Raw genomic sequence first — 21,896 nt, 5'->3', positions numbered from 1 at the left:
GCACGGTATCCTGCAGAGACTGGAAATAAAAATCCAATTATCTGCGTGATTAACCACTTTCTGTGCAAATGCGACGATAAGTCTTGTCTATTTTAGGAGCGTTCATGTAACATTTGAAGTCAGGCTATTTAATTCTGGTGCGTCTTTCAGTCAATTTTCCGTTCGGGATGCTTATAGTGAACCACGAATCGTCCTCTTCGCTGAAGTCCCGGTCATCGGATCATCCGACCAAGCGGCTGAACACGTGGCAGGCCATCAGGGCGGATGTCCTGGCCCGCATCAAATCCGGCGAATGGCCGCCCGGCGCCCTCATCCCGACCGAACATGATCTTGCGATCGAGATGGGATGCGCCCGTGCCACGGTCAACCGGGCGTTGCGTGAACTGGCCAACAGCGGCATCATCCAGCGACGCCGCAAGGTCGGGACAAGAGTCGCGGCGACCTCTTCCCGCCGCACCACGCTGAACCTGCCCGTCATCCGCGACGAGATCGAGGCCCTGGGCGCGGAATATCTTTACGCCCTGATCGAGGTCGAGATGCGCACCGGGACCGAGGGCGCGATGCGCGCGCTGCAGGTCGATCCGGATCATGTCCTGATGCTGGTCAAGACGCGCTACATGGCCAATAGCGATCCCTATTGTTGCGAGGCGATCTGGCTGAACCCCCAAGCCGTCGATCTGCCCGACCCCAAGCTGTTCGAGGCCGAGCCGCCGCAGGAATGGCTGACCCGCCACCTACCCGTCCAGCAGACCCGCTTCACGATTCTTGCCGACGAGGCGTCAGGCGCCTGCGCCGCCGGCCTAGGGCTGGAAAGCGGAACGCCCGTCCTTGCGATCGAGCGCGTGAATTCGATGGATGCGGTACCGGTCAGCTTTGCGCGCCAATTCTATCCACCCCAGCATCGGCTTGTCTTCGACGATTAGCTGACCTTGCCGGATTTCAGCAGATCGGCAAAGTGCTCCATCAACTTGTGCTTCAGCACCTTGCCCGTCGCGGCCGCCGGCAGGGGCCCCACCAGCAGGATATGCGTCGGCCGCTTATAGGCTGAGAGACGCTCGGCTGCATGGGCGGCAAGCGCCTCGGCGGTGGTGCCGCCTTCCTGCAGCAGCTGGCAGAAAGCCAGAACCTCCTCATCCCCGCCGTCGCGCTTGCGCCCGATGACCGCCGTCTGCAGAACGGCCGGGTGGTCGTTCAACGCGGCCTCGACCTCGGGGGGATAGACGTTGAAACCGCCCCGGATGATCAGCTCCTTGCAGCGCCCGACGATGTGCAGCCGGCCCTGCGGATCAAGGCGCCCCAGATCGCCGGTATGCATGAAACCCTGATCGTCCAGCACCTGTGCCGTGGCCTCGGGGTTGCGGAAATAGCCCAGCATCACATGCGGACCGCGGGTCAGAACCTCGCCCGTGCCGGGTTCGCGTCCGACCGATTCGTCCAGGCGGATCTCGACGCCCGGCAGGGGGTGGCCGGCCGACGGATCGGGATCACCGATGGCATTGTCGGTGATGGTGACGCCCGCGGTGGTTTCGGTCATGCCGTAACCGTTCTGCAGGGCGATGCCATAAAAGGCCTCGGCCCGGCGTTTCCAGTCCGGGTCCAGGGGGGCCGCGCCGCTGCTGACATAGCGCAGGGGTCCCTTCAGCCGGGTCATGCCCCGCGCGGCGGCCTCGGCCATGATGGCGGCATGCATCTGCGGGACGGCGGGCAGGACGGTGACGCCCGCCTGCAGCGCGTCCAGCACCGCGGCCGCCGAAAAGCGCGGCACCAGCCAGATCTGCGCCGCCTTGCCGATCCCCGCACAGAGCATCGAAGTCAGCCCGAAGACATGCGTCATCGGCAGTACGCCATAGATCAGGTCCGTCGGCACGATCCGCCGCAGCTTGGCCGACGACATTCCCCCGAAGACAAGGTTCCCGTGGCTCAGCATCACGCCCTTGGGCATGCCCGTGGTGCCGGTGGTATAAAGGATCACCGCCGTCATGTCGCCGTCTGCCACAACAGGCTCGGGCGTGCAGTCGCGGGTGGCGCCGACATGCAGAGCGGCGCCGCCGATCGGGGTGGGCGCCGCCTTCGCCGCCATGGCATGGGCCAGCGCGGGTTCGCTGACATCGGACAGATAGAGGACGAGACGCGGGTCGGTGTGACCCACGATCTTGGCCAGTTCCGGCCCGGTCATCCGCGCATTGACCGGCACCGAGACCGCGTCCATCCGGCTGGTCGCCATCAGCAGCACGGGGATCGATACCGAATTCTCCGACACGATCACCAACCTGTCGCCGGGCCGCACGCCAAGGGCGCGCAATTCGCCGATGGCCTGTTCGATGCGGCCGTCCAGCTGGGCATAGCTCAGCGCGTCGCCCGTTGCGTCGCGCAGGGCGGGACGATCGGCATGGTCGGCCAGACTCTGGTCCAGCAGGTGGTGGATACGTGTCGGTGTGGTCATGTCGCCTCGCGCAATCTGCGGAAATCGGGGGGACGCTTGGCCAGGAAGGCGCTGATGCCTTCGCCGGCCTCGCGGGCGGCCAGGGCATGGGCCATCGCGTCGCGTTCGGCGGCCAGCTGCGCCTCGAAGGCGGCGGCGCGCCAGCCGGTCAGCAGGCGCTTGATCGCGGCCTGCGCCTCGGCGGGGCCCTGGGCCAGGCGGTCGGCCATGGCCATGGCGGCCATGATCGCCTCGCCGGGTTCGGTCAGCTGGTTCACGACGCCAAGGGCGTGCAGGCGTCCGGCGGTGACGGGCTGGCCGGTCAGGCACATCTCGGCGGCGATCTGCGGCGGCAGGGCGGCCCCCAATGCGGCGGTCAGCCCGCCATCGGGCACCAGCCCCGCATTCACATAGGCGGCGGTGAACTTGGCGTCATGCGCGGAAATCACCATGTCGCAGGCCAGCGCCAGCGACAGGCCGGCACCCGCCGCACCGCCTTCGACCACGGCGATGACGGAGCGCGGGCAATGGACGACGGCGCGGATCAGGTCGTTCAGCGCGTCGATCCGGGCGCGGCGCTGATTCTCGTCCATCTGCTGGGCGGTGATCAGGGCGTTCAAATCGCCGCCGGCGCAGAAGAAGTCGCCCTCGCCCATCAGGATCACCGCCCCGATGCGCGGCTGTTCGGCGGCCATCTGCAACGCCTCGTGCAGGCCGTCATAGAATTCATGGGTCAGCGCGTTGCGCCGCGCGGCGTTGCGGTTCTCGACGACAAGGCGGTCGCCAAGATCGCTGATTTCACAATGAGGGTTCATCGGGCCTCCGGGGGTCTGGACTTGCGGAACACGCCGGTCGCGGTGGCGATCAGCGTGCCGTCCTGATGGCGCAATTCGCCGTCGACAAACAAGGTGCTGCTGCCGCCCCCGGTGATGCGCCCGATGGCCTGAACCTGGCCCGGACGTCCCGGCGCCAGATAGTTCACCGTCAGGGCCAGCGTGGTGAAGGGATGCCGGCCGGTGTCGTCGACCGACAGGCTGGCCGTCGCCCCCATCGCATTGTCCAGCAGCGTCGCCGCGATGCCGCCATGCAGGATGTCCTGGCGGTTCAGGTGGCGGTCGTCCAGATCCAGGCTGCACCGGGCGCGGCGATCATCGCCGCCCACGTCCAGCACATATCCCAACAGCCGCTGCGTGCCCGTTTCGTCGCGGATCACGCCCATCTCAGGCCCAGGCCGGTTCGCCAAGCGCAAACCGCTCCAGGTGGTAATCGGCATCCCCCATCGCCGTATCGGCGGCCAGCAGGCGGCGGATCATGCCGGCCAAGGCATATTCCTCGGTCATGCCGATGCCGCCATGCAGCTGGACCGATTCCTCGGCCACCAGGCGGGCGACGCGGCCCACGGTTGCCTTGCAGGCCTGCACGTGGCGGTCGCGGATGGCAGGATCGGCGGTCAGGTGCCCCGACAGGTTGGTGACGGCGGAACGGGCCTGCTCGACCTCGACCGCCATGTCGGCGACGCGATGGGCCAGGGCCTGGAATTCCAGAATCGCGCGGCCGAACTGCTTGCGGGTCTTGAGGTAATCCAGCGTCAGCTCGGTCGCCGCGATGATGCCGCCCAGTGCAAAGGCCGAATGGCCCAGCACGCCGCGCGACAGGGCACCGCCGAAATCGGACAGCGCGCCAAGGCGTGTGGCGGGGGTGGCGTCGAAAGTCAGGTCGGCGCCGCGTCCGCCCTCCATCATCGGATAGGCGTTCAGCATCAGGCCCGATGCCTTGGCATCGACCAGCCACAGCGCATCGGCGGTGGTGACGATGATGGCGCGGGCATCCTCGGCCCCGGCCACCATGGTCTTGCGGCCCGTCAGGCGATCGCCCTCGACCCGGATCGTCACGCCACGGTCATAGCGGGTGCCGGGTTCGGCATCGGCAAAGGCCAGTCGCGCGCTGCCTTCGGTCACTTCGGCCACCAGATCATCCTGCCCCGCCGCGGCCAGGGCCGCAGCCCCGATCATCGCCGCGACCAGCGGCAGGCTGGCGCCCGCGCGGCCCAGTTCCTCGAAGGTCAGCGCGATGGCGGCACCGCTGCCGTCAAAGCCGCCTTCGTCTTCCGTCAGCAGGGCGCCGATGACGCCGGCCTCGGCCAGCGCGGGCCACAGGTCGTCGCCCTGATGGCGGGTCAGCAACCCGCGTAGCGTATCCTGAAGCATGCGGTGTTCGTCGGAAAGCGCAAAATCCATCGCCTTATCCTTTCGCCAGAGTGCCGGCGATGATGCCGCGCTGGATCTCGTTCGAGCCGCCATAGATCGACAGCTTGCGGTTGTTCAGATAGCTGGCCGTGGCCGACAGCACGTCGTCGGCCTCCAGCGGCTGGCCCTGATTGCCGATCTCCATCGGCAGGGCCTGCGCCCATCCGCCATAGGCACGCCGCGTCAGCGCATCCAGCTGCTGGCGGATCTGCGTGCCCTTGATCTTCAGCATGCTGCTTTCGACGCCAGGCGCCTGCCCCTGGGCCGCGGCCGACAGCATGCGCAAATTGGTCGTGGACATGGCCATCAGCTCGATTTCCGTGGTGGCGATCTGGGCCGCGAACAGCGGGTCCTGGTCCAAGGGTTTGCCGCGATGGGTCTGCGATTTCGCCACGCGCTTCAGGTTGTCCAGCGCCGCCGTCGCGAAACCGACGCCCGCGATGTTGGTGCGTTCATGGGTCAGCAGATACTTGGCATAGGTCCAGCCTTCGTTTTCCGTGCCGACCAGGTTTTCGACCGGAACCTTGACGTCGTCGAAAAAGACCTCGTTCACCTCGGCGGTGCCGTCCAGCAGCACGATGGGACGGACGCTGACGCCCGGCGTCTCCATGTCGATCAGCAGGAAGCTGATGCCTTCCTGCTTCTTGCCCTCGGTCGAGGTGCGCACGAGGCAGAAGATCATGTTGGCGTGCTGGCCAAGCGTGGTCCAGGTCTTCTGGCCGTTCACGACGTAATGATCGCCCTGACGTTCCGCGCGACAGCGCAGGCCCGCAAGATCGGACCCCGCACCCGGTTCGGAATAGCCCTGGCACCACCAGTCATCGCCGTTCAGGATGCGCGGCAGCCAGTAATCCTGCTGTTCCTTGCTGCCGAATTTCTGCAGGACCGGCCCCAGCATGGCGATGCCGAAGGGCACGATGCGCGGGGCATGGGCCTTGGCGGATTCCTCCTCGAAGATGTGACGCTGGATGGCGGTCCAGCCTGCGCCGCCGAATTCGCGCGGCCAGTTGCCGGCCAGCCAGCCCTTGGCGTTCAGCTTGGCGTGCCATCCCTCCATCTCTGCCTTGGTCAGGGGATGATGCAGGCGGTTCTTTTCGGCCAGCGCCGGGTCCAGCTCGGCCTGCAGGAAATCGCGAACCTCGGCGGCGAAGGCCTGTTCGTCGGGGGTGAAACGCATATCCATCAGAAGAACTCCACAAGTCCGGCGGCGCCTTGGCCTCCGCCCACACACATCGTGACGACGCCCCATTTGGCGCGGCGACGCTGGCCTTCGCGCAGGATGTGCCCTGCGGCCCGCGCGCCCGTCATGCCGAAGGGATGCCCGATCGAGATCGCACCGCCATTGACGTTGTATTTGGCCGGATCGATGCCCAGGACGTCGCGGCAGTACAGACACTGGCTGGCGAAAGCCTCGTTCAGCTCCCACAGGTCGATGTCGTCGACGCTGAGACCCGCGCGCTCCAGCAGGCGCGGCACGGCGAAGATCGGCCCGATGCCCATCTCATCGGGCGCGCAGCCTGCGACCGCGAAACCACGGAAGGCACCAAGCGGGGTCAGCCCTTCGGCCGCGGCCAGATCGGCGTCCATGACCAGCAGCGCCGCCGCACCGTCCGACAGCTGGGAGGCGTTGCCGGCGGTGATGAAATTGCCCTGCCCGCGCACGGGCTCCAGCTTGGAGAGGTTCTCCAGCGTGGTGCCGGGGCGGTTGCCTTCGTCGGCGGTGATGGTGACCTCTTCCTCGCGGGTTTCGCCCGTGGCCTTGTCGGTGACCTTCTTGGTGACGGTCATCGCGATGATCTCGTCGTCGAAGATCCCGGCTGCCTGGGCGGCGGCGGTGCGGGCCTGGGACTGGACCGCATATTCGTCCTGTGCCTGCCGGCTGATCTCATAGCGCGCGGCGACATTGTCGGCGGTCTCGATCATGGTGACGTACAGGTCGGGGCGGTTCGCCTCGATCCAGGCTTCGCGCGAATTGCGCACTGGCGGCTGGACCATGGAAATGCTTTCCACGCCACCGACCAAAATGGCGCGTGCGCCTTCCTGGGCGACCATATGGGCACCCATCGCCAGCGCCTGCAGGCCCGAGGCGCAGAAACGATTGACCGTGGTGCCCGCCACGCTGTCGGGCAGCCCCGCGCGGATCACGATCTGGCGTGCGATGTTGCCGCCCGTCACATATTCCGGATAGCCGCAGCCCCAGATGCTGTCCTCGATCAGGGCGGGGTCGATGCCCGCACGGTCCACGACGGCGCGCGCGACGGCACCCGCCATGACGGCCCCGTGGGTCATGTTGAAGGCTCCACGCCCGGCCTTGCCAATGGGCGCGCGGGCGGTCGAGACGATGACCGGCTGTTTCATGCGGGTTTCCCTTCGTTCAGTTCGGCAAAGCTGCCACCGCGCTGCGCCAGATCGCGCAGCAGGGGGGCGACCTGCCAGTAATGGTCGTCGGTTTCGGCAAAGCCTTCGATATCGGCCACGATGCCCGCCAGACCCTGCCGGTCCGCCCAATGCAGCGGGCCACCCCGCCAGCGCGGAAAGCCGTATCCGTTCAACAGCACCACATCGACATCCAGCGGGCGCAGGGCGGTGCCGTCCTGCACGACGCGGGCGGATTCGTTCACCGTCGCCGCCATATAGCGGGCCACGATCTCGGCATCGGTGAAATCGCGCGGTGTGATGCCCAGATCGGCGCGGACCTGCCCCAGCAGATCCTCCAGCGCCGGGTCCTGACGCCCGTTCGGGCTGCCCGCATCATAAATGTAGTAGCCCTGCCCCGATTTCCGCCCCAGATGCCCCTGTTCGTACAGGCGATCGGCAAAGACCGGGACGCGGTCGCGCGGATCCCGGTCGGCCGCCTTCCGCTGGCGGGTGAAATACCCGATATCCAACCCCGCCAGATCCGACACGGCATAGGGGCCCATCGCAAAGCCGAAATCGGTCAGCGCGCGGTCGATCTGATAGGGCGAGGCCCCGTCCAGCACCATCGCATCCGCCGCCGCCCGGTAATGGGACAGGATGCGGTTGCCGATGAAGCCGTCGCAGACGCCCGCGCGCACTGCGATCTTCTTCAGCTTGCGGGCCAGGGCAAAGCCGGTCGCGGTGACGTCTGGCGCTGTCTTGTCGGCGACCACGACCTCCAGCAGGCGCATCACATGGGCGGGGGAAAAGAAATGCAGGCCGATCACGTCCTGCGGGCGGCCGGTCACGGCGGCGATGCGGTTCACGTCCAGATAGGAGGTGTTCGTGGCCAGGATCGCGCCGGGCTTGGCGATGGCGTCAAGGCGGGTGAAGACGTCTTCCTTGACCTCCATCTTCTCGAAGACGGCCTCTATGATCAGATCGGCCTGCGACAGGGCGGCGTAATCGCCCGCCGCGCGGAAGCGGCCCGACAGGATCGCGTCGCGCTTCTCGGCCTTCAGCTTGCCGCGCTTGACGCTGCCCTCCAGCATCTTGGCGACGCCCGCGGCGGCCTTTTCGGCGGCCGCGTCATCGCGTTCGACCAGCGTGACGTCCAGCCCTGCCAGCAGCGCCGACACGGCGATGCCCGCGCCCATCGTGCCGCCGCCGATCACGCCGATCCGGTCGATGGCGCGCGGCGTGACGCCCGCGATCTCGGGCAGCTGCGCCACGGCGCGTTCGCTGAAGAATGCGTGGATCATCGCGGCCCGCTGCGGGGTTTGCATCAGCTCTTGGAACTTGTCGCGTTCCTGCGCCAGGCCCTGGGCGAAGGGCAGGTCCAGCCCCTGGACCACCGCGTCGATGGCGCGGGCCTGCGCCACCTGTCCGGGGACCTTGCGCGCCAGCTTGGTCTTGATCTGCTCGACCAGCGCCGGATCATTGGCTGGCGCCGGCAGGTCGCCCGTCCGGCGCGGCGCGGTGCCGGCCAGTTCGCGCGCCAGATCCATGGCATCGGCGGTCAGGTCGCCCTGGGACAGGCGGTCGATCAGGCCCAGATCAAGCGCTTCGGGGGCGGCGACCTGGCGGGCGGAACTGACCATGTCCAGCGCCGGGGCCAGGCCCGTCAGGCGCGGCAGGCGCTGCGTGCCACCGGCGCCGGGCAAGAGGCCAAGCGTCACCTCGGGCAGGCCCATCCGGGCCTGGGGGGCGGCGATGCGGGCATGCGCGCCAAGCGCCAGTTCCAGGCCGCCGCCCAGGGCGGTGCCGTGGATCGCGGCGACGACGGGCTTCTCGACCGCCTCCAGCCGGTTGATCAGGTCGGGCAGATAGGGTTCGACCGGCGGCTTGCCGAATTCGGAGATATCGGCCCCCGCCACCCAGGTGCGCCCGTCGCATAGCAGCACCGCCGACAGCGCCTGATCGTCGCCGGCAAAGGTGTCGATGGCCGTGGCCAGACCTTCACGGACAGCATGGGACATGGCGTTCACGGGCGGGTTGGCAATGGTGATGATGCCGACCGCGCCATCGCGGTGATAGGTCACGGGCATGAGGCCTCCTTCAGTCATTGGGTGATCCGGACCAGGCGGGATGCCCTTCCTGTCCGATCAGACGTTGCAGCCGGGTCACGGCGTCGCGCAGCAGCGGGCCGACCTCGGCGTGGATGCGGGCGTCGGGCAGGACATCGTCCAGCGCGCCGCAGGAAAAGGTGACCGGTCCCGCCAGACGCGACGACCGGAAGGGCACCGCCACCGCCGAGATGTTGCGCGAATAGCGAAGGTTGTTGCGCACCACGGCATAGCCCTGGGCGATCAGCTGGCCGCGCGCCTCCATCCGCAGGTCGGCCAGGCTGCCGCCATCAAGGGGCGGTTCGGGGTGGTCGGCATGCAACCCCGCGAATTCCTCACGCGTGCTGGCCCCCAGCCAGCCCAGCCCCGAGGACGACCCGCCGATGGGCAGCCTATGCCCGACCTCGAGCCAAATGGACGCCGCGCGGCGCGGGCGCCAGGTCCGCATCAGCGCGATCTTGTCGCGGTCGCGCACGGCAAACAGGACCAGCGTGCCGGTTTCATCGGCCAGCGCCTGCATCATGTCATGGGCGGGGTCCAGAAAGGACAGCGACGCCGCCGCGACATGGCCCATGGCCAGCAGCGTCGGGCCGGGGCGGTACCGGTCGGCCCGCTGCGGCTGCGTCAGGTATCCAAGGCAACCCAACGTGAAGGTCAGCCGCGACACGGTCGATTTCGGCAGGCCCGTGCGTTCCGCGATCTGGGCATTGGTCAGACCGTCATCCCCCGCCCGAAAGGCGCGCAGCACCGACAGCCCCCGTGCCAGCGTCGTGGCGAAATTGCGGTCATCGGCGTAGTCGGGGCGGGGGTGTTCACTCATGTCGTCACATCGAGGCCGGGATGATGATCGAGATGATCGGGAAGGCCAGCAGGATGATCAGCACCACGAAATCGATCAGCAGGAAGCGGCTGACCCCGGCAAAGATCTTGTCGATGCCGACATTCTTGGTGACGTTGCTGACGACGAAGACGTTCAGCCCGACTGGCGGCGTGATCAGCCCGATCTCCAGCAGCTTGACGACGATGACGCCGAACCAGATCAGGTCCATGCCATAGCCCTCGACCAGCGGGATCATGAAGGGCAGCGTCAGGACCATGATGCCGATCGGGTCCAGGAACATGCCCAGCACCAGATAGATGACCACGATCACGAAAAGCAGCATGACATAGGACAGCTGCGCATCCTCGACCATGCCGACGACGGCGCCCGCGACCCCGGTCAGCGCCACGAAGCTGACGAAGATCTTGGCCGCCCCCGCGATCAGGAAGATGGCCGAGGTCTGGACCAGGCTTTCGCGAATGGCGCGCCACAGCACGTCCAGCGTCAGGCGGCGTTGGGCGAAACCGATGGCGGTGGTCAGCACGACGCAGACGGCCGCGGCCTCGGTCGCGGTGAAGATGCCGCCATAGATGCCGCCGACGATGACGACGAACAGCAGCAGCGCCGGCCACGCGGCGATCGCGGCCTCGGTCTTGCTGGCGCCATCCGACGTGCCGCGCGGCGCGGCCGACGGATCGCGCGACACCCACCATGCGATCACAAGCAGCATCCCGGCCAGCGACAGCAGCCCCGGCAGGATCCCGGCCAGGAACAGCTGCGCGATCGAGGTTTCGGTGAAGATGCCGTATAGGATGAACAGCACCGATGGCGGGATCAGCGAGCCCAGCGTGCCGCCCACCGCGACCGATGACGTGGCCAGGCGCGGATCATAACCCATGCGCAGCATTTCCGGGACGCAGATGCGGCCCATGGTCGATGCGCAGGCGATGGACGACCCCGAAATGGCCGAAAAACCTCCGCAGCCCAGGACCGAGGCCATCGCCACGCCCCCCGGCACCGTCCGCAGCCAGACCGCCGCCGCGTCATAGATGCGCGTCGTGATCCCGGCATAGAAGGCGATGTTGCCCAGCGCCACGAACAGCGGCACCATCGACAGGTCATAGGAATGGACCAGGTCGAAGAAATTCGACAGCACGACCGAACTGGTCGGATTCAGCGCCCGGTCCGGCGACCAGCCGCCCGTGCGGGTGGCATAGACCAGGAAGGTGCCAAGGCTGGCGACCCCCGCCAGCACGAAGGCGATGGGAACCCGCATCGCCAGCAGGATCAGGACCAGCGCAAGCGCGGCCAAGCCGATCGTCATGGCATCCATCAGTTCACCTCTTGTCCGTCAGCGTCCACGATGCGCCCGGTGGCCATGACCTGGCGCAGGTCGCCCACCAGCAGGATGACCAGCCGCACCCACATCAGCGCCAGCCCCGCAAAGAACAGCGCCAGCCCCGGCCAGCGCGGCAGGTTCAGGTCGCCATAGTAGAATTCCCCGGACATCCAGGTCTGGCCCAGCATCCGTTGCGCCGCATAGATCAGCGGCAGCAGCGCCAGCACGCCCACAAGATGGCCCAGCACGATCAGACGCGCCTGCACCGCCTGCGGCATGCGATCGCTGAGGAAGGTGACGGCGACATGGCTGCGCGCCGCAGTCGCCGCCGCCATGGGCAGCATCACGGCCGCGACCATCAGTTCGCGCACCATGATGATGGCATCGGGCAGACCCGTTCCGAAGGCCGCGCGCATCACCACGTTCACGAAGATGACGCCGCCCAGCAAGACAAGGGCCAGCACCGCAAGGTCCAGCAGGGTCCGCTCGATCAGTTTCATAGGATCACCCGCGTTCCCAGGGATAGCCCTGTTCGTCCTTTTCGGCGGCGTATTTGGCAATCAGGTCCTGGTATTCCTGCAGAAGCGCCTGACCGTCCAGACCCGCGGCGTCGGCGCGCCCGGCCCATTCGTCCAGGTATTTCTGGCCCGCCTCGGTCAGCTTTGCGCGGTCCTCGTCGGAAAAGCGGACGATTTCCTTGCCCTTGTCTTCCAGGATCTTGATGGATTCGTCATTCGCCTGGCCGATGATGCGACCGAATTCGTCGGCCAGCCCCTCGCCGGCGGTCATGATGACCTCCTGCTCCTCGGGGGTCAGGGCGTCGAACATCGACTTGTTCATCATGATGCCCAGGGCACCGATCTGGCCCCAGTCGATGAAGGTATAGCTGTCGAAGACTTCGTCGAACTTCAGCGCCGCGACCAGATAGGAATAGGTCTGCGTGCAATCGATCAGCCCGCTTTCCAGACCCTGGTAGGCCTCATAGACGGACATGTCGACCAGGTTGGCCCCCATGTCGCGGAAGGTCTGGCCATAGGCGCCCACGCCGCGGACCTTCTTGCCCGCAATGTCGTCGACCGTCTTCACGGCCGGACCCTTGCAGCCCATCTGCACCGCCGAGGTGGTATAGGTCCCGACATAGACCAGATTCTGCGCGGCAAGGTTCGCCTTGATCGATTCGTTGTTGCGCATCAGATCGTCGGTGGCCTTCATGCCCACCCAAGGGTCGGGGTTGTTCATCGGCAGGTCGGCGATGCCATAGGCCACCATGTCCTGCGGGAAATAGACGCCGATGACGCTGCCCAGATCGGCCACGCCGTCGCGCAGCGACTGGACGGCCGCCTTTTCGGAAAACAGCGCGCCCCCCCAGTTGATGTCCAGCCGCAGGTCGCCGCCGGATTGTTCGGCCACCTGGTCGGCGAACCATTGCGTCGCCTCGGCGCGCGCGCCGCGGTTCGGACCCGGTTCACCATAGATCAGAACCGTTTCGGCAAATGACGGAGCGGCGAGCGCCAAGGTCAGCCCAGCTGCCATCAGCGCCGTCTTGCAAGACTGCGTGGTCATCGTGAAACCTCCTCCCTGTTTCAATATGCAGGCTGCCATTCCGCAGTGCGGAACGCAATGATCAATTGACCGAAATCCTCACCGCAATGTATCTGGCGGTCTTTCGCCCAATGACTGATGTTGCATGCTGCATGATCGGAGCTTCCAGATGACCCCGCACCGCGCCACCTTCCTTGCGATGGCCCTTCTGACCGCAATGGCCCCGACCGGCCCCGCCCTGGCCCAAGACGACACCCCCTTCGATGCAGCCCAGATCGAAGCCGCGCAATATGGCGGCGGCGACCTGCCCCGCGGGCGGACCCCGCTGACCGCCAAGGTGCAGATCCTTCTGGACCGTTCGGGCACGTCGCCCGGCGTGATCGACGGCTTCAAGGGCGGCATGAGCCAGAGCGCGATCAAGGCCTTCGAACGGCGCACGGGCCTGCCCCAGGACGGCGTGATGGACCCGCATGTCTGGAACCTGCTGCAGGCCTTTGCCACGCGTGCCGTGACCCAGACCTATGTCATTACCCCCGAAGACGCCGAAGGCTTGGTTGACGCCATCCCCACCGACTATGCCGAAAAGGCGCATATGGCCGCGATGGCCCATACCAGCGTGGCCGAACGCCTGGGTGAGCGTTTTCACATGGATGAAAAATTCATCCAGTTCCTGAACCCCGGCGTGCCGCTGGTTCCCGGATCGACCATCCAGGTCATGGCCCCCAACGGCCCGATTCGCGGCCAGGTCGCCCGCATCATCATCGACAAGGCCAACCGCCGCGTGGCCGGATACGACGCCAGTGGCCGCATGGTCGTGGATTACCCCGCGACCATCGGTTCGACCGCCACGCCGTCGCCCGCGGGGTCGCATAACGTGAAGACCGTGGCGCTGAACCCGAACTATACCTACAACCCGGACGTCAATTTCCGGCAGGCCGGCAATGACAAGCCGCTGATCGTGCCGCCGGGACCGAACGGTCCCGTGGGCACCGTCTGGATCGGCCTGACCAAGCCGACCTATGGCATCCACGGCACGCCGACCCCGTCGCAACTGTTCAGCAACCAGTCAAACGGCTGCGTCCGCCTGACCAACTGGGACGCGCAGGAACTGGCCGGCATGGTTCGCATCGGCGGCACCTCGGTCGAGTTTCTGGAACCGGGCGTGACCATCGCGGATGTCACGGGCGCATCGGGGGCCACGACGCCGCCGGTCGCCGACATCGCCATGCCCGAGGGCACGACCGAACCGACGCTGCCGCAACCCGCCGAACCGCTGGCGTTGCCGGACCCGACGGCACCTGCCGCCGCCACCGCCCCCGAGGCGACGACCCTGCCCGCCCCGGCCACGCCCACCGATCCGGCACCCGAGCCTGATGCGCCCGCGGGCGACCCCCTGACCGATGCCTTGGACGAGGTTCTGCCCCAAGGCTTCGTCGTGCCGCCCGTGTCCGAGCCGCAGCCATGAGGACCAGGGCGGTCCTGACGCCCGCCCTGACCCTTGCGGTCATGGCCTGGGCGGCAGGGGCGGCGGCGCAGGATGAACGCCCGCCGCTGCGCCCCAGCACGCCCGACACGATCGGACAGATGCAGGGCCCGCCCGCCCCACCATCTGCAGCGCCGGTCGTGTTGGACGCGCCCGAGGACGATCAGGACTTCGCCGCCTGCCGTCTGGCGCTTTCGTTTCTGGGCACCAGCTATACCCTTTTGCCCCCGCAGAATGACGCCGATGACCCCGATTGCGGCATGGCGCGCCCGCTGCAGGTGCGGCAGATCATCCCCGGCGTTCCCCTGTCCGGAGAGCCGGTGATGCGCTGCGACACCGCGCGGGCCCTGGGGTTCTGGACGCGCGATTTTCTGCGCCCTGCCGCCGCCCTGCTGGACGATGCGCCGCGCCTCAGCGGCATCCAGACCGGACCGGGATATACCTGTCGTGCCAGGATCGGCACCGGCGCCGACCAGCCCAAGCAGTCTGAACATGCCTATGGCAGCGCCATCGACATCGCGGGTTTCGAATTCGACGATGGGTCGGTCATCGCGGTCAAACCGCGCACCGACAGCGGCAGCCAAGAGGAAAGCTTTCAGCGCGCCGCGCGCGGCACCGCCTGCCTGCTGTTCACGACGGTGCTGGGGCCGGGCGCAAATGCCGCCCATGACAACCACCTGCACCTTGACCTCGCGTCGCGCAACGGCGGCTGGCGGCTCTGCGAATAGGTCAGCGGCTCTGGCGTTCCAGATCCAGATAGGTGGGATCGAACCGCGCCAGGCTGGCCAGACCCTGCCAGTCCAGGATGGTGATGTCCGCCCCCGACCAGCGGATCAGGTTCCGGTCGCGCAGATCGCGCACCGCCCGGTTCACGTGAATGGGTGAATATCCCAGGATATCCGCCAGTTCCCGCTGCAGCAGGTTCAACGAGAACTGATAATCGCTGGCGGCGCCGACGGCGTTCAGGCGGGTATAGATCTCGCACAGCAGATGGGCCAGATGGGCGCTGGACCGCAGGGATGCCGCCGCCACCAGCCATTGCCGATGGATCGCCGCGTCGATCAGCGTCGCCATCCACAAAAGGCGCGTCAGGTGGGGAAAGTTCTCGGTCATCTCGACCAGTTCGAAATGGTCGATGAACTCGACCTCGACCGAACCGACGGCAATGACGGCATGCTCAAGACCCGCCAGCACGAAACCGTGCAGGTCGACGAAATCCCCCGGCACATGCAGGGCGGTGATGACCCTCTCCTTGGGCCGACCCACCAGGCTGTGCGACCGCGCCGAAAGACCGCGCAGCATCATGCAGCTGCGGTTGGCGGAGCGGTCGGCCGGAACGATGACCTCGCCGGGGGCAAAGCTGGCATGCTGGGTCGGAACGGCGCGAAGCCATTCCAGATCGCGCGGGGAAAGGGTGTCACGTCTTTGAAGAAAACGGATAAAATATTCTGTGATCGCCATTTTACCCACCTCCTTTCCAAGGCTTCGGGACACTTGCAAATCGCGATTCTGCGCGCAATAGCTCCCGCATGATGTTTAACAATGATTAAGCAGTTCAACAGTTTTCGCAGCGTTCGGTTTCAACGTCTTGGCCCCACCTGGCGCAGGGCCAGTTCCAGCGCGGTGAAGCTTTCGGCGACCGTAGCACTTTTCTTCGTCGTGAAATCGTCCAATTTGGGGAACAGCCGGACAGCCTCGTCCAACTTGGGGTCCGAACCCGGCGCATAGAGGCCCGCGCGAATCATCAGCTCGGATTCGGCATAGGCGCCAAGGGCCGCGCGCGCGCGCATGATCAGCGCGTTTTCCGGCGCGCTGGCGGCATCCGGCAGGGACCGCGACACCGACCTTACCACATCGACCGCGGGAAAGCGCCCACGTTCCGCGATGGCCCGGTCCAGAACCACATGCCCGTCCAGCGTGCCGCGCAGGATGTCGGCCACCGGTTCCTCCATGTCGGACCCCGCGACCAGGACGCTGAAGATGCCGGTGATGTCGCCCGCCCCTTCGGGTCCGGGGCCCGACCGTTCCGCCAGCCCCATGATCAGCCCCGAGACCGAGGGTGGAAAGCCGCGGAAGCTGGCGGGTTCGCCCGCAGCCAGGGCGATCTCGCGATGCGCCTCGGCAAAGCGGGTGATGCTGTCGGCCAGGAACAGCACATGCTTGCCCTGGTCGCGGAAATGTTCGGCCACGCTCATGGCGGCCCAGGCGCAGCGGCGACGCAGCAGCGGTGACTGGTCCGACGTGGCGGCCACGATGACGGCGCGCTTCATGCCTTCGGGGCCCATGGTCTTTTCGACGAATTCCCGCAATTCGCGGCCCCTTTCGCCGATCATGGCGATGACCACGACATCGGCCTGAACCCCCTTGGCCATCATCGACAGCAGCGTCGATTTCCCCACCCCCGACCCCGCGAACAGGCCGACGCGCTGTCCCGCGACCAGGGGCAGCAGCGTGTCAAAGACCGCCAGCCCCGTGTCCAGCCGCGCGCCAAGCCGCTTGCGGGTGACGGCGGGCGGGGCATCGGTGCGAAACCCGCGTTCCTGCACGCCCTGCGGCAGCGGGCGGCCGTCCAGGGGTCGGCCAAGCGGATCGACGATGCGCCCCACCCAGGCATCGCAGGGCGCGATGCGCGGCGCGTGCAGCAATTCGACCTGCGCGCCGACCGACAGCCCCTCGGTCCCGCCTTCGGGCAGCACCTCGGCATGGTCCTGGGCCAGGCCCACGATCTCTCCGGTCAGGGTGTCGGCGCTCAGCGTGATCGCGACCCGATCGCCAAGCGAGGCGCAGCCGTTCAGACCCTCGACCCGGATCAGGCCCGCGCGGATCGACTGGACCCGCCCGTAATGGGTGACCAGCCGCATCCGCGCCAGGCGACCCGCAATCGATTCCAACCTGTCCATCACATCACCCCGATCTTTTCGTCCTCATGAAAGGGTTTCTAAAGGAATCGGGGTTAAGACCGGGTTTATCGTGAATGAGGAGAAGCCTCATGTTTGAGAAGATCGAAATGATGCGGATGGTCCACGCCATGGGCCAGCACGTGTCGCAGCGCCAGCTTGTCGTGGCGCGCAACATCGCCAATGCGGACACGCCCGGATATCGGGCCGCCGACATGCAGGATTTCGACGAAAGCTATCGTCAGGCGTCCCTGGGCGGGGATCTGCGGGTCACCAACTCGCGCCACCTTCCCAGCCCCGAATGGGCGCTGCAGGCGGGGCGTGTCGTCGATACCGGCCAGCAGGCATCCCCCAACGGCAACACCGTGTCGCTGGAGGAGGAGATGGTCCGCGCCGCCGAGGTCAAGCGGGAAAACGACCTGTCGCTTGGCATCTATCGGTCCGCGCTGGACCTGATGCGGACCAGCCTTGGCCGCCGATAAGGGATTGAAACCATGACCGAACAGATCAGCGTCCTGCGTCTTGCCGCATCCGGCATGCGCGCGCAAAGCGAACGCATGCGCCACACGGCCGAAAACATGGCCAATGCCGACACGCCCGGCTATCGCCGCAAGCTTGTCACCTTTGAACAGGCGACCGATTTCGGCCGCCCCACGGGCGAGGTTCAGGCAGGTCGCCTGCAGCTGGACCAGACCCCGCTGCCCAAGATCCACGACCCCAGCCATCCGATGGCCGATGAACAGGGCTATTTCCAAGGCTCGAACGTCGATGTCGTCATCGAGATCGCCGACAGCCGCGAGGCCGGTCGCAGTTACGAAGCCAACCTTCGCATGTTCGAACAGAGCCGCCAGATGGGCAGCGCCCTGCTTGACATCCTCCGTCGCTAGAAAGGCAACAGCAGATGATTTCCGGATTGAACGCCGCCAACGCATATTCCGCCGCCCGCAGCGCCGTGGCCCCCGACGGGCAGGCATCGGGCACCGCCAAGCTGGGCCAGATGGCGCAGGATTTCGCCGCCCACATGGACCAGGTCGACCAAGTCGCCACGGGCGCGATGACCGGCCAGGTCAACACCCACCAGCTGGTCCAGACCATCGCCGAGGCGCAGATGGCCATGGAGACGGTCGTGGCCATCCGCGACAAGGTCGTCGAGGCCTATCAGGAAATCCTGCGGATGCCCGTGTGATGCCCGAAACCATCCTCTTCGACATGCTGCGGCAGGCGCTGCTGATCGCGATCCAGATCTCGGCTCCGCTTCTGGGGGTGGCGCTGATCGCGGGCGTCGTCATCGGGCTATTCCAGGCGCTGACCTCGGTCCAGGAGATGACGCTGACCTTCGTGCCCAAGGTGGGGCTGATGCTGGTGGTGTTCTGGGTGTCCATGAGCTTCATGACCACGGCGCTGTCGGACTTCTACCTGGGGCAGATCATCCCCCTGATCGCGGAAAGCTGACGCCATGGACAACGCCATCTATGCCAGCCTGACCCGCCAATCCGGCCTGATGCGCGAAATGCGCGTCGTGGCCAACAACATCGCCAACGCCAGCACCACCGGCTTTCGCCGCGAGGGGGTGATCTTTGCCGAACACCTGTCGGCGCTGGACCGTCAGGGCGGCACGCTGTCCATGGCCGATGCCCGCGGACGGATGCTGGACCTGAACCAGGGCGTGCTGACGCAGACGAACAACAACCTCGATCTGGCGATCGAGGGCGACGGCTTCTTCATGGTCGAGACCCCCGAGGGAATCCGCCTGACCCGCGCCGGCGCCTTCATGCCCGGCCCCGAGGGCGAATTGATGAATGCCGACGGCAACCGCCTGCTGGACGAAGGCCAGGCGCCGATCATCCTGCCCGCAGGGGCCAGTTCCGTGTCCATCGGGGCGGACGGAACGCTGTCGTCGAACGGTCTGCCCTTTGGTCGCATCGGGGTCTTCGCGGCGCCCGAAGGCGAAACGCCCACCCAGGCGGGCGGTACGCTGTTCAGCGTCCAGGGCGACCCGCAACCCACCGAGGAGCCCCGCATCCGGCAGGGCTTCCTGGAGGAATCCAACGTCGACCCGATCATGGAGATCACCCGCATGATCGAGGTCCAGCGCGCATACGAGCTGGGCCAGTCCTTCCTTGACCGCGAAGATCAGCGCATCCGCAGCGCGATCACCTCGATGACCCGATAAGGAACCAGCCATGAGAGCCCTGCAGATCGCCGCCACCGGCATGAGCGCCCAGCAAACCCGCGTCGAGGTCGTGTCGAACAACCTCGCGAACATGTCCACGACCGGCTATAACGCGCGTCGTGCCGAATTCGCCGACCTGCATTACCAGCAGGCCGCCCGCCCCGGCAGCGTGACCGCCGCCGACGGGACCGTCATTCCCGCGGGCGTCCAGCTGGGCCTGGGCGTGCGCCCCACCGCCGTCAGCGTCAACCTGCAACAGGGCGCGCTGACCGCGACCGGCGGCGATCTGGACCTGGCCATCGAAGGCGACGGCTATCTGGAGGTCACGCTGCCCTCGGGTCTGTCCGGCTATACCCGCGATGGCGGGCTGAAGCGGTCGCCCGACGGGCTGATCGTGACCTCGGACGGCTATCCGGTCGTGCCGGAAATCACCATTCCCGACGATGCGCGGTCGATCTCGATCAGCGCGGGCGGCGAGGTGAACGCTTATTTCAACGACCGGGTCGAACCGGAACTGTTGGGCCAGCTGACCTTGGCGGGTTTCTCGAACGAAAAGGGCCTCGAGGCGATCGGATCGAACCTGTTCATCGAAACCGCAGCGTCCGGGGGCGCGCAGGTCGTCAATCCGGGCCAGGACGGTCTGGGCACCCTGCGGCAGGGCTATCTGGAGGAAAGCTCGGTCGACGCGGTGCGCGAGGTGACCGAGCTGATCAAGGCCCAGCGCGGCTACGAACTGAATGCCAAGGTCATCACCGCCGCCGACCAGATGCTTGGCGCAACCACGCAGGTGCGGTGATGCGCGCCCTGATCCTGGCACTGGCGCTGCTGCCCGCGGGGGCATGGGCGGGGGGGCTTGGTGCCGCCCGCACCCTGCCCGCCGGTCATGTCATCGCGGCGGGCGATCTGCGCGTCATCGACACCGACCGTCCCGGCCTGACCGACCCTTCAGCCGCCATCGGCATGCAGACCCGAATCACCGTCTATGAAGGCCGCCCCCTGCACGCCAACATGCTGCGCCCGCCCCGCGTGGTCGCCCGCAACCAGGTCGTCCGCCTGTCCTTCCTGCGCGGCGGCCTGCGCATCGACACCGAAGGGCGCGCCATGGATGACGGCGCGACGGGCGACATGATCCGCGTGATGAATGTCGGATCGCGCAGCACCATCACCGCGCAGGTGATGCCCGACGGCACCCTGGCCGTCATCAACTGACAAGGAAATCTCCGATGAAACCCGCCCATCTTCTGTGCCTGGCCCTGTCGGTTGCCGGATGTTCGCGCGCCGCAAATGTCGGCCAGCCGCCCGAGCTGACCTCGCCCCGCGAAACCGAGGAGTTTCTGGCGATGACCAACCCGCCGCTGGACCTGGTCCCCGATTCGGGCCGCCCCGAGGCCGCCGCCTCGCTCTGGGCGGGGACGCAATCCTCGCTGATCAGCGACCGGCGCGCGGCGGTCCGCGGCGATATCCTGACCGTCGTCATCCAGATCGACGACCAGGCCGAGATCAGCAACAGTTCGGGGCGCAACCGATCCGCGGGCGAGAGCGTCTCGATCCCGCATATGGCCGGCATTCCGCAGCGTCTGGCCGACAAGCTGCCCGAAGGGGCCAGCTTCGACGATCTGGCCGACGCCTCATCCTCGTCCAGCTACAAGGGCAGCGGCAATATCTCGCGCCGGGACAAGCTGACCCTGCGGGTTGCGGCGACGGTGGTGGACAGGCTGCCGAACGGCACCTTGCAGATCGAAGGCACGCAGGAAGTCCGCGTCAATTTCGAACTGCGCGAACTGACCGTCAGCGGCTTCGTGCGCCCCGGCGACGTCGATCGCAGCAACGAGATCGCCTATGACCGCATCGCGGGGGCGCGCATCTCCTATGGCGGGCGCGGCCAGATCACCGACGTTCAGCAGCCGCGCTATGGCCAGCAGATCGCCGATATCCTGCTGCCCTACTGAGGAACGCTCGCATGATCCGCAAACTGATCCCCATCGCCCTGCCCGTCCTGGCCCTTGTCGGCGGCGCCTTCGGGGGCGACATGCTGCGCGCACCCGCAGATCCGCCAACGCATGAGGCAGCCGCCGCGGACGACCACGCCGCACCCGCTGACGACCACGCCCCAGCCCCCGACGATCATGCCGCGGCCAGCGACGATCACGGGGGCGGCGATGACCATGCTGCTGCCGGCGAGGATGGGTGGTTCACCTTTCCGACGCAGTTCTTCGTCCCCCTGGTCCGCCAAGGTGACATGGGCGACCTGATGATCATCACGCTGACGCTGCAGACCGACGGCGCCAGCCTCGAGGCGCTGCGCAAGAAGGAACACGCCCTGCGCGACGCCCTGCTGCGCCAGTTGCTGATCCATGCCAATACCGGCGGCTTCGACGGCAATTTCACGGCCGACCGCAATCTGGTCGTCTTGCGTCAGGAATTGGCCAAGGCCGCGACAGGGGTGACCGACCTGCCGATCAAGGCCGTCCTGATCGAGGATATCGCCCGCCAGCAGGGCTAGGCCTTGCC

Annotated in this window: 25 protein-coding genes; 12 read left to right on the top strand and 13 right to left on the bottom strand. The window is 66.7% G+C overall.

Translation table 11 applies throughout. The features are described 5' to 3' along the window. Positions 1 to 176 precede the first annotated feature (176 nt). Positions 177 to 923 carry a GntR family transcriptional regulator gene (locus IE00_RS03760; RefSeq protein WP_170864075.1) on the top strand — a complete coding sequence of 249 codons (747 nt, stop codon included), beginning with the start codon at positions 177 to 179 and terminating at the stop codon, positions 921 to 923. Here IE00_RS03760 and IE00_RS03755 read toward each other — a convergent pair. From IE00_RS03755 to IE00_RS03705, 11 genes are read right to left on the bottom strand one after another with little or no spacing between them, the layout of a single operon-like run. Further along, positions 920 to 2,443, bottom strand: a complete 1,524-nt coding sequence (locus IE00_RS03755) for a class I adenylate-forming enzyme family protein (RefSeq protein WP_072295749.1) — start codon at positions 2,441 to 2,443, stop codon at positions 920 to 922. The genes IE00_RS03760 and IE00_RS03755 overlap by 4 nt on opposite strands. Next, positions 2,440 to 3,237, bottom strand: a complete 798-nt coding sequence (locus IE00_RS03750) for an oxepin-CoA hydrolase, alternative type (RefSeq protein WP_072295748.1) — start codon at positions 3,235 to 3,237, stop codon at positions 2,440 to 2,442. The genes IE00_RS03755 and IE00_RS03750 overlap by 4 nt, the downstream gene beginning before the upstream one ends. After that, entirely contained in the window at positions 3,234 to 3,641 is a 408-nt protein-coding gene (locus IE00_RS03745) for a PaaI family thioesterase (protein ID WP_072295747.1), read from the bottom strand. Before IE00_RS03745 ends, IE00_RS03750 begins: the two co-directional genes overlap by 4 nt. A gap of 1 nt (position 3,642) precedes the next feature. Then, positions 3,643 to 4,659, bottom strand: coding sequence for an acyl-CoA dehydrogenase family protein (locus IE00_RS03740; protein ID WP_072295746.1), 1,017 nt, complete (start codon positions 4,657 to 4,659; stop codon positions 3,643 to 3,645). 4 nt (positions 4,660 to 4,663) lie between these two features. Further along, the gene (locus tag IE00_RS03735) at positions 4,664 to 5,851 is read right to left on the bottom strand and encodes an acyl-CoA dehydrogenase family protein (protein WP_072295745.1); all 1,188 of its coding nucleotides are present in this window, start codon (positions 5,849 to 5,851) and stop codon (positions 4,664 to 4,666) included. Beyond that, positions 5,851 to 7,026, bottom strand: coding sequence for an acetyl-CoA C-acyltransferase (locus IE00_RS03730; RefSeq protein WP_072295744.1), 1,176 nt, complete (start codon positions 7,024 to 7,026; stop codon positions 5,851 to 5,853). Before IE00_RS03730 ends, IE00_RS03735 begins: the two co-directional genes overlap by 1 nt. Continuing rightward, complete coding sequence (locus tag IE00_RS03725; RefSeq protein ID WP_371328421.1) at positions 7,023 to 9,113, bottom strand: FAD-dependent oxidoreductase; 2,091 nt, start codon at positions 9,111 to 9,113, stop codon at positions 7,023 to 7,025. Before IE00_RS03725 ends, IE00_RS03730 begins: the two co-directional genes overlap by 4 nt. A 10-nt stretch (positions 9,114 to 9,123) precedes the next feature. Then, positions 9,124 to 9,951, bottom strand: coding sequence for an IclR family transcriptional regulator (locus tag IE00_RS03720; RefSeq protein ID WP_072295742.1), 828 nt, complete (start codon positions 9,949 to 9,951; stop codon positions 9,124 to 9,126). A 4-nt stretch (positions 9,952 to 9,955) separates the two neighbouring features. Continuing rightward, positions 9,956 to 11,284 carry a TRAP transporter large permease gene (locus IE00_RS03715; protein WP_072295741.1) on the bottom strand — a complete coding sequence of 443 codons (1,329 nt, stop codon included), beginning with the start codon at positions 11,282 to 11,284 and terminating at the stop codon, positions 9,956 to 9,958. Next, positions 11,284 to 11,790, bottom strand: coding sequence for a TRAP transporter small permease (locus IE00_RS03710; protein ID WP_072295740.1), 507 nt, complete (start codon positions 11,788 to 11,790; stop codon positions 11,284 to 11,286). Before IE00_RS03710 ends, IE00_RS03715 begins: the two co-directional genes overlap by 1 nt. 4 nt (positions 11,791 to 11,794) lie before the next feature. Next, the gene (locus tag IE00_RS03705) at positions 11,795 to 12,853 is read right to left on the bottom strand and encodes a C4-dicarboxylate TRAP transporter substrate-binding protein (protein WP_072295739.1); all 1,059 of its coding nucleotides are present in this window, start codon (positions 12,851 to 12,853) and stop codon (positions 11,795 to 11,797) included. A 124-nt stretch (positions 12,854 to 12,977) separates the two neighbouring features. Between IE00_RS03705 and IE00_RS03700 the strand changes: the two genes are divergently transcribed. Together IE00_RS03700 and IE00_RS03695 are read left to right on the top strand one after the other, a co-directional pair. After that, positions 12,978 to 14,297: a L,D-transpeptidase gene (locus tag IE00_RS03700; protein ID WP_072295738.1), complete on the top strand. Its 1,320-nt coding sequence runs from the start codon at positions 12,978 to 12,980 to the stop codon at positions 14,295 to 14,297. Next, positions 14,294 to 15,043, top strand: coding sequence for an extensin family protein (locus IE00_RS03695; RefSeq protein ID WP_072295737.1), 750 nt, complete (start codon positions 14,294 to 14,296; stop codon positions 15,041 to 15,043). Before IE00_RS03700 ends, IE00_RS03695 begins: the two co-directional genes overlap by 4 nt. 1 nt (position 15,044) lies before the next feature. On the opposite strand, the gene IE00_RS03690 is transcribed toward IE00_RS03695, so the two are convergent. Continuing rightward, a complete protein-coding gene (locus IE00_RS03690; RefSeq protein ID WP_072295736.1) occupies positions 15,045 to 15,776 on the bottom strand; it encodes a Crp/Fnr family transcriptional regulator in 732 nt (243 codons plus the stop codon). A gap of 119 nt (positions 15,777 to 15,895) precedes the next feature. Then, the gene (locus IE00_RS03685) at positions 15,896 to 17,218 is read right to left on the bottom strand and encodes a FliI/YscN family ATPase (RefSeq protein WP_371328420.1); all 1,323 of its coding nucleotides are present in this window, start codon (positions 17,216 to 17,218) and stop codon (positions 15,896 to 15,898) included. A gap of 86 nt (positions 17,219 to 17,304) precedes the next feature. Here IE00_RS03685 and IE00_RS03680 point away from each other — a divergent pair, with 86 nt between their 5' ends. Genes IE00_RS03680 through IE00_RS03640 form a run of 9 tightly spaced genes read left to right on the top strand, consistent with a single transcriptional unit; the run spans position 17,305 to position 21,888 of the window. After that, positions 17,305 to 17,694, top strand: a complete 390-nt coding sequence (locus tag IE00_RS03680) for a FlgB family protein (protein ID WP_072295735.1) — start codon at positions 17,305 to 17,307, stop codon at positions 17,692 to 17,694. Between the two features lie 12 nt (positions 17,695 to 17,706). Continuing rightward, positions 17,707 to 18,099: a flagellar basal body rod protein FlgC gene (gene flgC / locus IE00_RS03675; RefSeq protein ID WP_072295734.1), complete on the top strand. Its 393-nt coding sequence runs from the start codon at positions 17,707 to 17,709 to the stop codon at positions 18,097 to 18,099. A gap of 14 nt (positions 18,100 to 18,113) precedes the next feature. Further along, on the top strand, positions 18,114 to 18,398 hold the full coding sequence (gene fliE / locus IE00_RS03670; RefSeq protein WP_072295733.1) for a flagellar hook-basal body complex protein FliE: 285 nt from the start codon (positions 18,114 to 18,116) through the stop codon (positions 18,396 to 18,398). Beyond that, a complete protein-coding gene (locus IE00_RS03665) occupies positions 18,398 to 18,664 on the top strand; it encodes a flagellar biosynthetic protein FliQ (RefSeq protein ID WP_072295732.1) in 267 nt (88 codons plus the stop codon). Before fliE ends, IE00_RS03665 begins: the two co-directional genes overlap by 1 nt. Positions 18,665 to 18,668: 4 nt before the next feature. After that, the gene (locus tag IE00_RS03660; RefSeq protein WP_072295731.1) at positions 18,669 to 19,385 is read left to right on the top strand and encodes a flagellar hook-basal body complex protein; all 717 of its coding nucleotides are present in this window, start codon (positions 18,669 to 18,671) and stop codon (positions 19,383 to 19,385) included. A gap of 10 nt (positions 19,386 to 19,395) precedes the next feature. Continuing rightward, entirely contained in the window at positions 19,396 to 20,181 is a 786-nt protein-coding gene (flgG, locus tag IE00_RS03655; RefSeq protein WP_072295730.1) for a flagellar basal-body rod protein FlgG, read from the top strand. Further along, complete coding sequence (flgA, locus tag IE00_RS03650; protein WP_072295729.1) at positions 20,181 to 20,594, top strand: flagellar basal body P-ring formation chaperone FlgA; 414 nt, start codon at positions 20,181 to 20,183, stop codon at positions 20,592 to 20,594. Before flgG ends, flgA begins: the two co-directional genes overlap by 1 nt. Positions 20,595 to 20,608: 14 nt before the next feature. Beyond that, positions 20,609 to 21,334: a flagellar basal body L-ring protein FlgH gene (gene flgH / locus IE00_RS03645; protein ID WP_072295728.1), complete on the top strand. Its 726-nt coding sequence runs from the start codon at positions 20,609 to 20,611 to the stop codon at positions 21,332 to 21,334. 11 nt (positions 21,335 to 21,345) lie between these two features. Continuing rightward, positions 21,346 to 21,888 (top strand): hypothetical protein, encoded by a 543-nt coding sequence (locus tag IE00_RS03640; RefSeq protein WP_083554031.1) that lies wholly within the window; start codon positions 21,346 to 21,348, stop codon positions 21,886 to 21,888. Positions 21,889 to 21,896 lie beyond the last annotated feature (8 nt).

This window comes from Paracoccus sp. SM22M-07, from assembly GCF_001887735.1.
Classification (GTDB): domain Bacteria; phylum Pseudomonadota; class Alphaproteobacteria; order Rhodobacterales; family Rhodobacteraceae; genus Paracoccus.
This window is presented reverse-complemented; position numbering and strand designations above follow the sequence as displayed.

What these genes read in the sequence shown, in the direction of transcription:
- IE00_RS03755 (WP_072295749.1), bottom strand. Translation starts at nt 2,443, where the DNA reads ATGACCACACCGACACGTATCCACCACCTGCTGGACCAGAGTCTGGCC.
- IE00_RS03750 (WP_072295748.1), bottom strand. Translation starts at nt 3,237, where the DNA reads ATGAACCCTCATTGTGAAATCAGCGATCTTGGCGACCGCCTTGTCGTC.
- IE00_RS03745 (WP_072295747.1), bottom strand. Translation starts at nt 3,641, where the DNA reads ATGGGCGTGATCCGCGACGAAACGGGCACGCAGCGGCTGTTGGGATAT.
- IE00_RS03740 (WP_072295746.1), bottom strand. Translation starts at nt 4,659, where the DNA reads ATGGATTTTGCGCTTTCCGACGAACACCGCATGCTTCAGGATACGCTA.
- IE00_RS03735 (WP_072295745.1), bottom strand. Translation starts at nt 5,851, where the DNA reads ATGGATATGCGTTTCACCCCCGACGAACAGGCCTTCGCCGCCGAGGTT.
- IE00_RS03730 (WP_072295744.1), bottom strand. Translation starts at nt 7,026, where the DNA reads ATGAAACAGCCGGTCATCGTCTCGACCGCCCGCGCGCCCATTGGCAAG.
- IE00_RS03725 (WP_371328421.1), bottom strand. Translation starts at nt 9,113, where the DNA reads ATGCCCGTGACCTATCACCGCGATGGCGCGGTCGGCATCATCACCATT.
- IE00_RS03720 (WP_072295742.1), bottom strand. Translation starts at nt 9,951, where the DNA reads ATGAGTGAACACCCCCGCCCCGACTACGCCGATGACCGCAATTTCGCC.
- IE00_RS03715 (WP_072295741.1), bottom strand. Translation starts at nt 11,284, where the DNA reads ATGGATGCCATGACGATCGGCTTGGCCGCGCTTGCGCTGGTCCTGATC.
- IE00_RS03710 (WP_072295740.1), bottom strand. Translation starts at nt 11,790, where the DNA reads ATGAAACTGATCGAGCGGACCCTGCTGGACCTTGCGGTGCTGGCCCTT.
- IE00_RS03705 (WP_072295739.1), bottom strand. Translation starts at nt 12,853, where the DNA reads ATGACCACGCAGTCTTGCAAGACGGCGCTGATGGCAGCTGGGCTGACC.
- IE00_RS03700 (WP_072295738.1), top strand. Translation starts at nt 12,978, where the DNA reads ATGCTGCATGATCGGAGCTTCCAGATGACCCCGCACCGCGCCACCTTC.
- IE00_RS03695 (WP_072295737.1), top strand. Translation starts at nt 14,294, where the DNA reads ATGAGGACCAGGGCGGTCCTGACGCCCGCCCTGACCCTTGCGGTCATG.
- IE00_RS03690 (WP_072295736.1), bottom strand. Translation starts at nt 15,776, where the DNA reads ATGGCGATCACAGAATATTTTATCCGTTTTCTTCAAAGACGTGACACC.
- IE00_RS03680 (WP_072295735.1), top strand. Translation starts at nt 17,305, where the DNA reads ATGTTTGAGAAGATCGAAATGATGCGGATGGTCCACGCCATGGGCCAG.
- flgC (WP_072295734.1), top strand. Translation starts at nt 17,707, where the DNA reads ATGACCGAACAGATCAGCGTCCTGCGTCTTGCCGCATCCGGCATGCGC.
- fliE (WP_072295733.1), top strand. Translation starts at nt 18,114, where the DNA reads ATGATTTCCGGATTGAACGCCGCCAACGCATATTCCGCCGCCCGCAGC.
- IE00_RS03665 (WP_072295732.1), top strand. Translation starts at nt 18,398, where the DNA reads ATGCCCGAAACCATCCTCTTCGACATGCTGCGGCAGGCGCTGCTGATC.
- IE00_RS03660 (WP_072295731.1), top strand. Translation starts at nt 18,669, where the DNA reads ATGGACAACGCCATCTATGCCAGCCTGACCCGCCAATCCGGCCTGATG.
- flgG (WP_072295730.1), top strand. Translation starts at nt 19,396, where the DNA reads ATGAGAGCCCTGCAGATCGCCGCCACCGGCATGAGCGCCCAGCAAACC.
- flgA (WP_072295729.1), top strand. Translation starts at nt 20,181, where the DNA reads ATGCGCGCCCTGATCCTGGCACTGGCGCTGCTGCCCGCGGGGGCATGG.
- flgH (WP_072295728.1), top strand. Translation starts at nt 20,609, where the DNA reads ATGAAACCCGCCCATCTTCTGTGCCTGGCCCTGTCGGTTGCCGGATGT.
- IE00_RS03640 (WP_083554031.1), top strand. Translation starts at nt 21,346, where the DNA reads ATGATCCGCAAACTGATCCCCATCGCCCTGCCCGTCCTGGCCCTTGTC.